Raw genomic sequence first — 13,774 nt, 5'->3', positions numbered from 1 at the left:
GGTGTGTCGGGGTGGGCGCCCCCCCCCGCGCGCCGCGGGCGGGGGGGGGGGGGGGGGGGGGCGGGGCGCGCGCCGGCGGCGGGGGGCCCGCGCGCGCGCCCCCCCCCGCGACAGGTACAGCGCCTGCATGCCGTTGAAGTCGAACTGGAGCGTCAGCTCGGAGCTCGACGGTCCGGACTCGCTCCCGTCGCCCTCCCCGTCGTCGCCGAAGTAGAGGCGCTGCTCCTCGAACGGCAGGTTGACCTCGCCCATGAGGATCGAGTCCCCGGTGCGGCGCGAGAGGAACGAGCGCAGGGCGCGCAGGAAGTCGTGCGGGTCCTCGATCTCGTCCGACGGGTTCGCCGCCGCGTCCCCGAGGAAGAACGGCACCGCGTCGACGCGGAACCCCGACAGGCCGAGCTGGATCCAGTAGCCCATCGTCTTCGCGATCGCGTCCCGGACGTGCGGGTTGGCGGTGTTGAGGTCCGGCATGTGGCGGTAGAAGCGGTGCCGGTACCACTCGCCCGTCTTCTCGTCCTTCGTCCAGATGCCGCCCTCCTGGTCCGGGAAGATCACCTGGTCCTTGGTGGGCGGCGGCTCGTCGGCGCGCCACACGTAGAAGTCGCGGTACGGGTTGTCCGTGCTGGAGCGCGAGGCCTTGAACCACGGATGGCGGTCCGACGTGTGGTTGACCACGAGGTCGGCGATGACCCGGATGCCGCGGTCGTGCGCCGTCCGGATCAGCTCCACGAGGTCACCGACGTCCCCGAGCCGCGGGTCGACCGCGAGGAAGTCGGTGATGTCGTAGCCGTCGTCGCGGTCCGCGGTCGGGTAGAACGGCATGAGCCACAGGCACGTGACCCCGAGGTCCGCCAGGTGGTCGAGGCGCTGCACGAGCCCGGCGAAGTCGCCCACGCCGTCGTCGTCCCAGTCCATGAACGTCTCGACGTCCAGGCAGTAGATCACCGCGTTCTTCCACCACAGGTCGCCGGTGTCGCTGATCCTCATGCCGCACCTCCCTCGGTCGTCGCCGTCGCCGACCGCAGGAGCGGGAGCAGCGTCGCGCCCGCCGCGTCGAGGAACGCGTCCTGCCGCTGCCCCACGTGGTGCAGGTACACCTCGTCGAACCCGCACGCCGCCAGCTCGGCGACGCGGTCCGCGAACCGCTCGGCGTCGTGCTCGACGAGCACCGTCCCGCGCACCTCCTCGGGGCGCACGAGGTCCGCGACCGCGTCGAACTGCTCCGGGGTCTCGAGGTGCCAGCTCACGCTCGGCGGCAGCAGGTTGGAGCGCCACTGGTCGTGCGCGACGGCGAAGGCCGCCTCGTCGTCGTCGCCCCACGCGACGTGCACCTGGAGGGCGAGCGGGCCGCGCCCGCCCGCGTCGCGGTACTCGCCGACGACGCGGCGCAGCGACTCGACCGGCTGGTTCACGGTGACGAGGCCGTCGGCCCAGTCCGCGTGGCGGCGCGCGGTCGCCGGGGTGACGGCCGGGCCCACGAGGCGCGGGGCGACGTCGGGCAGCGACCAGACGCGCGCGCGGTCCACCGTGACGTGCCCGCGGTGCGTGACCTCCTCGCCCGCGAGGAGCGCGCGGATCACGTCCACGCACTCGCGCAGGCGGGCGTCGCGGTCGGCCTTGGTGGGCCACGGGTCGCCCGTGACGTGCTCGTTCATCGCCTCGCCGGAGCCGAGCGCGGCCCAGAACCGGCCGGGGAACATCTGGCCGAGCGTCGCGATCGCCTGCGCGACCACCGCGGGGTGGTAGCGCTGACCGGGCGCCGTGACGACGCCGAACGGCAGGTCGGTGCTGGCGAGCGCGGCGCCGAGCCAGGACCAGGAGTGACCCGACTCGCCCTGCCGCACGCTCCAGGGCGCGAGGTGGTCGGAGCACATCGCGACGTCGAACCCCACCTCCTGGGCGCGGAGCGCGGCACCCAGCAGGGGGCCCGGGGCGATCTGCTCGTGGGACGCGTGAAATCCGAGGGAGACCATGGCGCCCAGTGAACCGAGGGTCCGGCTGCCACGCTCGGCGAGGAGGGGGAACGGTGGAGGGTCCGTGGCTGTCCCGAGGGCCGCCGCGCGCGCCGTGCCTGCCCCCGTACGCTGACGCGATGCGCCTGCTGACCTGGACGTTCGCCGCCTACCTCGCCGCCGTCCTCGTCGTCACGCTGTGGCCGTCCCCGCAGTCCACCGACGCGCCGGGCTGGGCGACCGCCACCCTGGACTTCCTCCAGGGCCTCGGGATCCCGATCACGCTGCCGGTGCTCGAGGCGCTCGCGAACGTCGTCATGTTCGGGCCGTTCGGCGTGCTCGGGGTGCCGCTCCTCCGTGGCGCGACCGCACGACGGCGCGGCGCACCGCTGGGCGTGTGGCGCGCCGTCGGGGTGGTGACGCTCGCGGGCTGCGCGCTGTCGGTCGCGATCGAGCTGACCCAGAACCTCCTGCCCGGCCGCGTCCCGACCGTCCAGGACGTGGTGATGAACACCGCGGGCGCGCTGCTCGGTGCGGCGCTCGTCGCGGTCGTGCTCGTCGCGGTGTCGGCGCGTCGCCCGGTGGCGCCACGGGTCGGGTGACGTGACCCGCGAGACCGGGCGTCAGCCCACGACGCCGTCCGCGTAGAACCAGCGGTCGCCCTCGCGCACGAACCGGCTGACCTCGTGCAGGCGCCCACGCTCCGCGGGGTCGGTCCGCGACCGGTGGTGCGCGACGAACTCGACGACTCCGGTCGCGTCGAACGGGCCGCCGCCCTCCGTGCGCACGACGTCGAGGCGGCGCCACTCGAGGTCCTCGTCGAGGTCGAGCGACCCGGGCCGGGTCGGCGCGTGCCACGTCGCGAGCAGGTAGGCGGCGTCGCCGACGGCGAACGCGCTGTAGCGCGAGCGCATGAGCGCCTCGGCGGTCGGGGCGAACGGCCCCGGGGTCGTGCCGTCGGCGCCCGGGCGCAGGCCCGCGTGGTAGCGGCCGCAGCACGACCCGTACGTCTCCCCGGACAGGCAGGGGCACCGCGCGCCGTCGGGCAGCGGTGCGAGCGTCTCGGGGAGAGGATGTCGCGGCATGCCGAGGAGCGTAGCGCCGGCGCCCCGGGCCCGGTGCGGCGCGGAGGCCTGCGGCCCGGTGCGCGACGGCGCCCGCCCACCGGGAGGTGAGCGGGCGCCGTCGTGCTGCGTCAGCCGGGCGCGGGGCCCGGGTGCGTCAGTCCTGCGGGTCCCACGGGCCCCAGCGGTCGCCGGGCTCCTGGTTCCGCGTCCACCACTTCGCGGTGTACTCGGTGCCCTCGTGCGTCACCGTGTCGCCCTTGGTGTAGACGCGGCTCGGCTTCCACGCGCCGACGCCGTCGGCGTCGACGCCCGCGATCTCCTCCCACGGACCCCACGGGTCACCGGGCGTCTGGCCCTTGGTCCACCACTGGGCCTTCCAGACGGCGCCCCCGTAGGTGACCGTCGCGCCGCCCTGGTAGGCGGTGCTCTTCGACCACGCCGGCGGCTCGGTGTACGTCGGCTGGGCCTGCGGGTTGAGCTCGTCCGTCACGACCGACTTCGCGGCGTTGGTCACCGGGTCGTCGAGCAGCAGGACGTCGAGGCCCTGCTGGATGTCGTTCGAGATGATCGCGCCGTTGTACCAGTACGCCGACCACGAGCCGCCGAGGATCAGGCGCTCCGAGGAGAGCGGGCCGCGGTCGAACCACGCGATCTCGACCGGGTTCGCCGAGTCCGTGAAGTCCCACACCGAGATGCCGCCCTGGTACCAGGCCTGGACCATGATGTCGCGGCCCGGGACGGGGATGAGCGAGCCGTTGTGCGCCACGCAGTTCTCGGTCGCGGCCTGCTCGCGCTCGATCTTGTAGTAGCTCTTGAAGACGAGCTCGCCGCCCACGATGTCGTAGATGGCGTCCGCGCCCTTCTCGGGCCCGACCGTGGGGTTGCACGTGGGCGCGCCGCCGCCGCCGAGCTCGTCCGTGAAGACGACCTTGGTGCCGGCGTTGTTGAACGTCGCCGAGTGCCAGAAGGCGAAGTTCGTCGTGTCGCGGACCACCTCGGTGACCACCGGGTGCGCGCGGTCGGAGATGTCCATGAGGATGCCGTCGCCCATGCACGCGCCCGCCGCGAGGTCCTTCGACGGGTAGGTCGTGATGTCGTGGCAGCCCGACGTCGTGCTCGAGCCGTTGCCGCCCGGGTTGCCGCCCTCCGGGAAGAGGACGGGCGTGGAGACGAGCTCCGCCGCGGCGGGGTCGTCGAGCGGGATCTGCACGACCGAGATGAGGTCGTGCGGCGGGAGGCAGTCGGGGAACGCCGCGTTGGGGCTGTACGACGAGACGTAGACGAACAGCTCCTCCCCGTCCTTCGACGGCGCGAGGGAGTGCGTGTGCGAGCCGCACTGCGTCTCGACCGACGACACGTACTCGGGCGACGTCGGGTCGGAGATGTCGAAGACCTTGATGCCCTCCCACGAGTCCTTGACCGTGGCGCTCTGGGCGACGTTCTCGCACGAGTCGTTGCTGCGCGACGAGTCGGTGCTGAGGACGAGGAGGTCCCCGTAGACCGAGATGTCGTTCTGCGACCCGGGGCAGACGACCTGGGCGACCTGCTGCGGCGCCGTCGGGTTCGCGACGTCGTAGACCGTGAACCCGCCGTAGTTGCCGGCGAACGCGTAGCGGCCCTGGAACGCCAGGTCGCTGCTGTACTGGCCCTCGGGCGCGAACGCGCCGTTCTTCGGGATGTTCGCGACGTGGGTCAGGTTCGGGCTGCCGGCGACCTCTCCGGGCGCCAGGACGTCGGTGGCCTGGGCGAGGGGAGCGAGCCGCTGGGCGGGAAGGTCGGCGAGCGAGCCGGCGGCCTGCTCGGTGAGAGAGGCCACGGACTCGGGAGAGCCGTCGGACGGCTCGGCGGCCGCCGACGAGGCGACGGCGAGCGAGGAGACGGCCAGCGCGGCCGCCATGGACGAGGCGAGCAGGACCCGGCTTCTTTGCCGGCGCGTCTTGTTCGTCGTTCGATGCACGAGCGAAACACCTCCTTGGTAGTGTTCTGCGAATTCTGTCCGTCAGGTGTGATCTGGACCACCCCAAGAGCGCGCTTCACGGCGAGTTTTTACACGGAGGGAACAGGGCGGGTGCAGAGTTTTCCCAGTGGTAACGCAACCTCGACCGCAGCCGCACGGGCCCTGACCTGCGGCGCGGTCGTGCTCGGGGTGGCGCTGGGCGCGGCGGCGTGCACGCCCGACCCGGTGCCGACCTCGACACCGTCGAGCGTCGTCGTGCAGCCCGGCCGGCCCGGCGAGGAGGCGACGACGGTCGCGCCCGAGGACTACGACGCCGCGCCCGACGCAGAGTCCTGGAACCAGGCCGACGCCGCGTTCGTGACCGGGATGATCGAGCACCACCTCCAGGCGCTGGAGATCGCCGCGCTCGCGCCGGACCGCGCCGGGTCCGACGCCGTCCGGTCGTTCGCGGAGCGCGTCACCGCCGCGCAGGGCCCGGAGGTCCACGCGCTCGCGTCGTGGCTGCAGGCGCGCGACCTCGCCGTCCCGGAGGGAGCGGAGGGCGACGGCGGCACGGGCCCCCGCGCGCCCGAGGGATCGGGGCACGAGCACGGTGACGGAGCATCCGGGATGCTCACGGACGAGCAGCTCGCCGAGATCGAGCGCGCGAGCGGCGCGGAGTTCGACCGCCTCTTCCTCGAGGGGATGATCCAGCACCACGAGGGCGCCCTCGCCATGGTCGACGTCGTGCTCGTCGAGGGCCAGGACCTCTTCGCGAACGAGATCGCGGCCGAGACCGCGTCCGGCCAGGGCGGCGAGATCGACCGCATGCACGACCTCCTCGCGGACCTCTGACGCGCCTGAGCGAGAACCCCGGTCGGCCGAGGGAGAACCCTGGTCCCGCGAGGTAGAACCCTGGTCCCGCGAGGTAGAACGCTGGTCCCGCGGGGTAGAACGCTGGTCAGCGCACCGTCTCGTCGATCGAGGGCTCGCGGCCGTGGCCCGCCCCGGTGTCGGGACGGGCCACGGTGGCTCGCGCGGGCAGGGGTGCGGTCAGCAGTAGAGGTTCGCGCCCGTCGTCGTGCCGAGGATCTGCGCGAAGCGCTGGAACGCCGTCACGCGGGACTGGACCTGCGCGGGGTTGCCGCCGTTGCACTCGATCGAGCCGTTGATCGAGCGGATCGACTCGCCGAAGCCCGCGCCGGAGACGATCGCCTGGTGCCCAGACATCGAGCCCGCGCCCGACTGCGTGTTCCAGAACCAGAGCCCGGTCTTCCACGCGATCGCGGAGTTCTGCTCCACGAGATACGGGTTGTTGAGCAGGTCGATGCCGAGCGCGTCACCCGCGGCCTTGTAGTTGTAGTTCCAGCTCAGCTGGACCGGGCCCTTGCCGTAGTACGCGCTCTGGCCCGCCGGGCAGCCGTAGGGCTGCGAGTAGTCGCAGTAGTGCGGGTAGTTCGCGGTGTTGATCTCCTTGACGTAGACGAGCCCGCCTGTCTCGTGGTTGACGTTCGCGAGGAACGCCGCGGCCTCGCGCTTGGCGACCTCCGTGCCACCCGTCGTCGCGAAGCCCGGGTACGCGGACAGCGCGTCGACGAGGCCCTGGTAGGTGTAGAACGGGTTCCGGTTCGGGAACATCTGGTTGAACTGGGCCTCGGAGACGACGAAGCCGCTGGGCGTGCCGGGGTTCCCGGGGTTGCCCGGGTCGGTCCCGCCGCCGCACGCGCCCTGCGAGCGCCAGACGCCCCACTCGCCGGTGGTGCCGGGCGTCTCGCCCTGGGTCCACCAGCCGGCCTTCCAGTTCTGGCCGCCGTGCGAGACGACGGCGCCGCCCAGGTAGACCGTGCCGGAGCTCCACGCAGGGGCGCAGGTCGCGGCGTGCGCCTGCTGCGCCGGGCCGGCGACCGCCCACGAGAGCGCTCCCACGAGCACGAGGAGAACGGCGAGGAACAGGGCGAGAGGACGGGACGCGGGCCGTGGGGCGACCGCGGCGGACGCCGCGGTGGGAGACGACGCCGGAGCTCGGGTGTGCATCGGTGCACCTTTCGTCGGTGGTCGGGTCGTGTCGAGCCTGACCGCGGGCCGACCTCGTGGACAACCCCCGTACGAGGATTCCCGTACCCGTGGGACGAGTGGGGGAGGGCCGGAGTGCCGAGGCTGAGGCGTGGTCGTCACGAGGGGTCCGTCTCGGGTGGCCAGGGGTTCTACCTCGCGCAACCAGAGTTCTACCTCGCGCAACCAGAGTTCTACCTCGCGTGACCACGCTTCTACCTCGCGCAACCAGGGTTCTCCTTCGCGTGACCACGGTTCCCCTTCGCGTGACCAGAGCTCTGCCTCGCGCGACCCGGGTTCTGCCTCGCAGGCCCAGAGTCCTCTCTCGCGGGCTGGGGTTGACGCGTCGCCGCGGCGGTGCGAGAGTGTCCGCAACCCGGAAACGTTTCCAGGACTCCCGAGGTGGCGAGTCTGGAAACGTTTCCAGAACGACGGTCCTTCGACGACGAGGTGGACGACAGTGACGTCATCACGCGCCACGCTGATCCAGGTGGCACAGCGGGCCGGGGTCTCCCTGGCCTCGACCTCCCGCGCCCTGCACGGGACGGGCGCGAGCCCGGCGATGGTCGAGCGCGTGCGCGCCGCGGCCACCGAGCTCGGCTACAGCCCGGACGCGATCGGGCGCTCGCTGCGTCTGAAGAAGACCTTCCAGGTCGCGTTCGCCGTCGCCGACATCGGCAACCCCGTCTACGTCGAGATGATGACCGCGATCCACGAGGTGCTCGCGCCCCACGGCTACCGCGTCGTCGTCATGACGACGGGGGACACGACGACCTCGACGGTCGAGCTCGTGCGCAGCCTGTCGAGCGGGTTCGTCGACGCGATGATCCTCAGCCCGCTGCGCACCGACGACGAGCTCGTCGAGGAGATCCGGCAGGCGCCGGTCCCCGTCGTCGTCATCGGCCGCACCCTCGCCGACCGCGGCATCGACTCCGTCTCCACCGACTCGGCCGGCGGCATCGGCGAGGCCGTGCGCCACCTGCTCGGCCTCGGGCGCCGCCGGCTCGCGTTCCTCAACGGCCCGCTCGACACCACCCCGGGTGAGGCCCGCCAGCGCGGCTTCGACGCCGCGACGCACGCCGACGACTTCGCGGGCGAGCGCGCGGACGCGGTCGTCGCGGCCGACTTCACCGTGGCCGCGGGCCTCGCCGCGACGCGCGCGCTCCTCGACGCGTCCGACGGCGACGCCCGCCCGGACGCGATCGTCGCGGCGAACGACCTGCTCGCCATCGGCGCGATCCGCGCGGTGCGCGAGCGCGGGCTGTCGGTCCCCGAGGACGTCGCGGTGACCGGGATGGACGACACCGAGATCGGCCGTGTGTTCCAGCCCAGCCTCACGAGCGTCTCGCTCGGCTCGACCGAGCGTGGCCGGATCGCGGCGGAGCTCGTGGTCGACCTCGTGGACGGCGACGCGCAGGCCGGGCGGCACACCGCCGTCGGGCCGCGCCTCGTCGTGCGCGAGTCCACCGCCGCAGCGGTCGCGTCCGCCGCGACGCCCGAGGCCGACGCTGCGCCCGGGTCGAGCGGCGCCGTCGGGCACGACGCTGCAGACCAGGCCACCACGGCCGACGCCGACCGCGCCGCCACGGCCACCGCGGGCGGGAGGTCCCGATGAGCGCACCGACCCTCGCGGGCGACCCGCACGCCGCCGCGGCCCGCCGGCCGGACCGCGGCGCGCCACGCCGGAACGGGGGCATGGCGCGCGCCAAGCGGCGCGAGGCGATCGCGCTCGTCATGCCGTCGCTCCTGCCGATCCTCGTGCTCAGCGTCGCGCCGCTCGTCATGGGCGTCGCGCTCGCGTTCACCGACGCGCGGCTCGTGCGCCACCCGGACTACCAGTTCGTCGGCGTCGACAACTTCGTGCGGCTCGCGGACAACTCGTTCTTCTGGGACTCGTTCCGCATCGGCATGATCTGGGCCGTCTCGGTGACGCTGCTCCAGCTCGTCGCGGCGATGGGCCTCGCGCTCCTGCTCAACTCGGGGCTCCGGCTCCAGGGGCTGACGCGCGTCCTCGCGCTCATCCCGTGGGCCATGCCGCCGGTCGTCGTGGCGATCATGTGGCAGATGATCTACTCGCCCAACGCCGGGCCGCTCAACGCGTTCCTCGGCGCCCTGGGCCTGCCGGACGACATCAACTGGCTCGCCGACTTCTCGACCGCGCTGCCCGCGGTGATCGTCGTCGGCGTGTGGGTCGGCATGCCGCAGACCACGGTGACGCTGCTCGCCGGGCTCCAGCAGATCCCGGACGAGCTCCACGAGGCCGCTGCGATGGACGGCGCGGGCGCGTGGCGCCGTTTCACCGCGGTGACGCTCCCGAGCCTGCGGCCGATCATCACGTCGATCACGTCGCTGAACTTCATCTGGAACTTCAACTCGTTCTCGCTGGTCTACGTGCTCACCGAGGGCGGGCCGGGCGGCCGGACCATGCTGCCGATGCTCTTCACGTACCTGGAGGCGTTCAAGAACCGGAACATCGGCTACGCCGCGGCGATGGGCGTGGTGCTCGTGGTGGTCGTCGTCCTCCTGCTCGCGATCTACCTGCGGTCGCAGTTCCGCTCCGAGAAGGAGAGCTGACCCGTGCGCGCACTCGTCCGCCCGGCCCAGTACGTGGCCCTCGCGTTCTACATCCTCTTCCTCGGCTTCCCGCTGCTGTGGCTCATCTCGGCGTCGCTCAAGTCGTCGGGCGAGCTCAACTCGCTGACCGTGAGCCTGATCCCGCAGGACTTCCACTGGGAGAACTACTCCCAGGCGCTCTCGCGCCAGGGTCTCGTGCGCTCGGCGTGGAACAGCGCGATCGTCGCGGTCGTCTCGACGGCGCTCGTCGTCGTCATCGCGCTGCCCGCGTCCTACGTGCTCGCGCGCCTGCGCGGCAAGATCCGCGCGGCGGGCGTCGGCTGGATCCTCGTGAGCCAGGTGTTCCCGGTGATCCTCATCATCCTGCCGCTGTTCCTCATCCTGCGGACCATCGGCCTGACGGACTCGCTCGTCGGGCTCACGCTGGTCCACACCACGTACACCCTGCCGTTCGCGCTGTGGATGATGCAGGGCTACGTCTCCGCCATCCCCGTGGACCTCGAGGAGGCGGGCTCGATGGACGGCGCGAGCCGGTTCACCGTGCTGCGCACCATCGTCTTCCCGCTGCTCATGCCGGGCATCGTCGCGACGGCGATGTTCAGCTTCGTCTCCTCGTGGAACGAGTTCTTCTTCGCGCTCGTCCTGCTCCAGTCGCCCGAGAACTACACGCTGCCCATCACGCTGAAGATGTTCATCGGCGGCGAGGGCAAGGTGGCGCTCGGCCCGCTCGCCGCGGGCTCGGTGCTCGCGGCCATCCCCAGCATCGTCTTCTTCTCGATCATGCAGAAGAAGCTCACCGGCGGGCTGCTGTCCGGCGCCGTGAAGGGGTGACCCCGCCGGGTCTCCTCGAACACCCCCAGACCCCCGAAAGACCCCCACCCGAAAGGTAGAACCATGAAGACTCGTGGTGCGTCCATCGCCGCATGCCTCACGATCACGACCCTGCTCGTCGCCTCCTGCTCGAGCGGGGGCGGCAGCGAGGACGGCGCCGACGGCGGCCCGGTCACGCTGAAGTTCCAGTCGCTGTCCGACCAGCCGGCCGCCATCGAGGCGACCGAGAAGATCGTCGCGGACTGGAACGAGGCCAACCCCGACGTCCAGGTCGAGATCGTGCCCGCGGGCTGGGACGGGATCTACGACAAGCTCATCACGCAGTTCAACGGCGGCGCCGCGCCGGACATCATCCACTACGAGGCCGCGAGCATCGTGCCCTTCGCGGTGGACGGCTACCTGGCCGACCTGTCCGAGTACATGTCGGACGAGAAGCGCGCCGACATCCCCGAGGGCATCCTCGACTCCGTGACGGTCGACGACCAGGTCATCGCGTACCCGACCGAGCTCCAGTCCTACATGGTGTTCGCCAACAAGACGATGCTCGAGGCCGCGGGCGTCGAGATCCCCACGGGCGACACGATGACGTGGGACGAGCTGCGCGAGATCGCGAAGGCCACCACGAAGGACGGCGCGTACGGGCTCGGGTGGGGGCTCGCGAGCCCGACGGCCGCGTTCATGGCCATGGCGCCCGGCTTCGGCGGCCAGTACTTCGAGGGCACCGGCGCCGACGCGAGCATCACGATCGGCGAGGGCGAGATGGCCCTGCCGGAGCTCGTCGACGAGATGGCGCACACCGACAGCACCGTGCTGCCGGTGACGCTCACGCAGTCCGGCTCGGAGACCCTCGCGTCGTTCTACGCGGGCCAGGTCGCCATGACGATCCAGGGCTCGTTCCAGGCGGCGAACATCGCCAACGACGCGCCCGAGGGCTTCGACTGGGTCGTGCTGCCCCCGCTCGAGGGTCCCGACGGCGCCGAGCAGGCCGCCAACCCGCAGACGCTCTCGGTGAACATCGACTCCGAGCACGTCGAGGAGTCCGCGGAGTTCATCGAGTTCTTCACCGACACGGAGAACCTCGCCGCGCTCAACGAGGCGGACGCGCTCATCCCGGCCACGACGTCGGCCCAGGAGGCCATGGCGTCCTCGCTCGGCGACGAGAACGGCTGGTCGACGATCCTCTCGTCCGGCCAGTACCTCACGTCGGCGCCGTACCTGTTCGTCGACGCGTACGCGCAGTGGAAGGACACGGTCGCGACGCCCGCGTACCAGAAGTTCCTCGCCCAGGAGATCGACGCCGACCAGCTCGCGACCGAGCTCGAGGCCGGCTGGGACGAGATCACCAAGTAGCAGGACAAGCGGCGGGGCGGTCGGTGCGCGACCCCCCCGCCGGGAACAGCGGCCCGCACGGGTCGCACCGGGCGCGACGAGCGCCGACGAGAGATCGACAGGGAGTGGACCGTGACCTGGCTGGACGACCGAGCGGTGGCAGTGATCACCGGAGCGGCGGTGGGGGACGCGCTGGGGGGCGCCACCGAGGGTTGGACCCCCGAGCAGATCGAGGAGCGCCACGGGGGGCGCGTGACGGGGATCGTGGAGCCCTGGTACCCCAACTGGCAGGACGCGCGTCCGATCGCGCCTTACCACAAGGGTGACGGGCACATCACGGACGACACCCTCATGACGCGTGCGCTCGTCGAGGTGTACGCGAAGCGCCGCGAGCACCTCGACGCGTACGCGATGGCCGAGGACCTCGTGCCGCTTATGATCGGCGAGCCGCGCTGGATCCCGGAGCTCGAGTCGACCGCGCTGCTCCTGCAGCGCGTGTTCCTCGCCGAGAAGTGGATCGTCGCGCGCCTGCACTACGGGCACGTCGACCCGCGCGAGGCGGGCGTCGGGAACGTCGTCAACTGCGGCGCCGCGATGTACGTCGCGCCCGTCGGCCTCGCGAACGCGGGCGACCCGCGCGGCGCGTACGCCGAGGCGATCGACCTCACGGGGGCGCACCAGTCGAGCTACGGCCGCGAGGCCGCGGGCGTGTTCGCGGCCATGGTCGCCGCGTCGGTCGCACCCGGGGCGACGGTCGACGACGTCGTGCACGCCGCGCTCGACGTCGCGCACGACGGCACGGCCGCCGCGCTCCGGGCCGTCGTCGACGCGTTCGACGGCTGGACGACGGCGCCCACGACGGACGAGGAGGAGCGCGCCCTCGCGCGGCTGATCCGCGACACCGTCGCGCCGTTCGACTCGGTCGGGCCCGCGTACCGGCAGATGTCCATGGATGCGCGGCGCCCGTCGCGCACCAAGTCCATCGAGGAGCTCCCCGCGGCGCTCGGGTTCGTGCTCGGGCACCGCGGCGACTTCCGCGGCGCGGTGCTCGGCGCCGTGAACTACGGCCGTGACGCCGACTCGATCGCCGTCATGGCCGGCGCGGTCTGCGCGGGCCTGGGCGGGACGGCCGTCGTGCCCGACGAATGGCTCGACGCGATCGAGGAGGCGAGCCGCATGGACGTCCGCGAGACCGGCCGCCTCATGGCCTCCGCGGCCGAGGACATCCTCCGCGCCGACCGCGAGCGCGCCACGTCGCGCCTGCGCGCGCTCGCCGAGCTGGGCGGAGCGTCCGTGGACGGCGCCGGTCTCGGCGTGCACGACGGCGCGGCGCGGGCCGCGCGGGCGGGTGACCCGGCGTGAGGCTCACCTGGGCCCAGCCGGAGGACCTGCTCGCGCACGAGCTCGTCCAGGCGACCGCGGAGGGCAAGGACCCTGCGGCGCTCGCGGGAGTGCGCGAGCGCTGGGTCGCCGCGGGTGGCGACCCCGTCCCCGCGGTGAGCGGCGCCGGTCCCGTCCCCGCGACCCCGGGGCTGCGCGCGCTCGCGCGCGACCTGCTCGTCGAGCTCGACGCGCTGCCCGCGGCGCCCGCGCCGTACGAGCCCGACGACTGGGACGCGATTCTCGCCACGCTCCCGGCGGCGCCCGGCCGGCCGACCCGCCCGGGCGCCGTCGGGCCCTCCGGCGCCGGCTCGGAGGCCGACGCCGCCTACGCGGACCGCGTGCTCGGCGCGTGGACCGGGCGCGCGGCGGGCTGCCTGCTCGGCAAGCCCGTGGAGAAGATCCCGCGCGCCGGGATCGAGGAGATCCTGCGCGCGACGGGCCGGTGGCCGCTCGACCGCTGGTTCACCGCCGTCGGGCTGCCCGACGACGTCGCCGCGGGGGGGGGGGGGGGAGACACCCCCCACCCACAGCCCCCCCCCCCCGCGGGGCGGCACCTGGCGCCCCGCGCCCCGCGCCCCCGGTGGGCGGGGGGGGGGGGGGGGGGGGGCGCGGTGGACGCGACGGTCCCCACGTTGATCGCGGCCGTGTAC

At 72.8% G+C, this 13,774-nt stretch carries 12 protein-coding genes and 1 pseudogene; 8 read left to right on the top strand and 5 right to left on the bottom strand.

All coding sequences use genetic code 11. The annotated features are described in order from the left end of the window. Positions 1-987: alpha-amylase family glycosyl hydrolase (locus ACFWH7_RS17280; protein WP_378218262.1), on the bottom strand; the 987-nt coding region annotated here is incomplete at its 3' end. After that, positions 984-1,973, bottom strand: coding sequence for a TIGR03885 family FMN-dependent LLM class oxidoreductase (locus ACFWH7_RS17275; protein ID WP_378218260.1), 990 nt, complete (start codon positions 1,971-1,973; stop codon positions 984-986). The genes ACFWH7_RS17280 and ACFWH7_RS17275, both read right to left, overlap by 4 nt. 119 nt (positions 1,974-2,092) lie before the next feature. Between ACFWH7_RS17275 and ACFWH7_RS17270 the strand changes: the two genes are divergently transcribed. Beyond that, a complete protein-coding gene (locus ACFWH7_RS17270; RefSeq protein WP_378218257.1) occupies positions 2,093-2,554 on the top strand; it encodes a VanZ family protein in 462 nt (153 codons plus the stop codon). Positions 2,555-2,575: 21 nt separating this feature from the next. On the opposite strand, the gene ACFWH7_RS17265 is transcribed toward ACFWH7_RS17270, so the two are convergent. Both ACFWH7_RS17265 and ACFWH7_RS17260 read right to left on the bottom strand, forming a co-directional pair. After that, positions 2,576-3,037, bottom strand: a complete 462-nt coding sequence (locus tag ACFWH7_RS17265) for a YchJ family protein (RefSeq protein WP_378218255.1) — start codon at positions 3,035-3,037, stop codon at positions 2,576-2,578. Positions 3,038-3,173: 136 nt separating this feature from the next. After that, positions 3,174-4,976: a carbohydrate-binding protein gene (locus ACFWH7_RS17260; protein WP_378218253.1), complete on the bottom strand. Its 1,803-nt coding sequence runs from the start codon at positions 4,974-4,976 to the stop codon at positions 3,174-3,176. Between the two features lie 225 nt (positions 4,977-5,201). On the opposite strand from ACFWH7_RS17260, the gene ACFWH7_RS17255 reads away from it, so the two are divergent. Further along, positions 5,202-5,810, top strand: a complete 609-nt coding sequence (locus tag ACFWH7_RS17255; RefSeq protein WP_378218251.1) for a DUF305 domain-containing protein — start codon at positions 5,202-5,204, stop codon at positions 5,808-5,810. 198 nt (positions 5,811-6,008) lie between these two features. Here the strand turns inward: ACFWH7_RS17255 and ACFWH7_RS17250 are convergent, their stop codons facing one another. Beyond that, complete coding sequence (locus tag ACFWH7_RS17250; protein WP_378218249.1) at positions 6,009-6,989, bottom strand: glycoside hydrolase family 19 protein; 981 nt, start codon at positions 6,987-6,989, stop codon at positions 6,009-6,011. A 478-nt stretch (positions 6,990-7,467) separates the two neighbouring features. Here ACFWH7_RS17250 and ACFWH7_RS17245 point away from each other — a divergent pair, with 478 nt between their 5' ends. The 6 genes and pseudogenes from ACFWH7_RS17245 to ACFWH7_RS17220 all read left to right on the top strand — a co-directional run. Then, on the top strand, positions 7,468-8,622 hold the full coding sequence (locus ACFWH7_RS17245) for a LacI family DNA-binding transcriptional regulator (protein ID WP_378218247.1): 1,155 nt from the start codon (positions 7,468-7,470) through the stop codon (positions 8,620-8,622). After that, on the top strand, positions 8,619-9,581 hold the full coding sequence (locus ACFWH7_RS17240; RefSeq protein ID WP_378218244.1) for a carbohydrate ABC transporter permease: 963 nt from the start codon (positions 8,619-8,621) through the stop codon (positions 9,579-9,581). The genes ACFWH7_RS17245 and ACFWH7_RS17240 overlap by 4 nt, the downstream gene beginning before the upstream one ends. A gap of 3 nt (positions 9,582-9,584) precedes the next feature. Next, positions 9,585-10,412 (top strand): carbohydrate ABC transporter permease, encoded by an 828-nt coding sequence (locus tag ACFWH7_RS17235; RefSeq protein WP_047231109.1) that lies wholly within the window; start codon positions 9,585-9,587, stop codon positions 10,410-10,412. A 63-nt stretch (positions 10,413-10,475) separates the two neighbouring features. Further along, positions 10,476-11,762: an ABC transporter substrate-binding protein gene (locus ACFWH7_RS17230; protein WP_378218241.1), complete on the top strand. Its 1,287-nt coding sequence runs from the start codon at positions 10,476-10,478 to the stop codon at positions 11,760-11,762. Positions 11,763-11,873: 111 nt separating this feature from the next. Beyond that, the gene (locus tag ACFWH7_RS17225) at positions 11,874-13,103 is read left to right on the top strand and encodes an ADP-ribosylglycohydrolase family protein (RefSeq protein WP_378218238.1); all 1,230 of its coding nucleotides are present in this window, start codon (positions 11,874-11,876) and stop codon (positions 13,101-13,103) included. Continuing rightward, positions 13,100-13,774 (top strand): annotated as a pseudogene (locus ACFWH7_RS17220) (hypothetical protein); the annotation flags it as partial. The gene ACFWH7_RS17225 and the pseudogene ACFWH7_RS17220, both read left to right, overlap by 4 nt.

This window comes from Cellulosimicrobium cellulans (genome assembly GCF_042723955.1).
GTDB lineage: Bacteria > Actinomycetota > Actinomycetes > Actinomycetales > Cellulomonadaceae > Cellulosimicrobium > Cellulosimicrobium cellulans_H.
The sequence above is the reverse complement of the archived record's forward strand: the minus strand, read 5'-3'. Positions and strand labels throughout refer to the sequence as shown.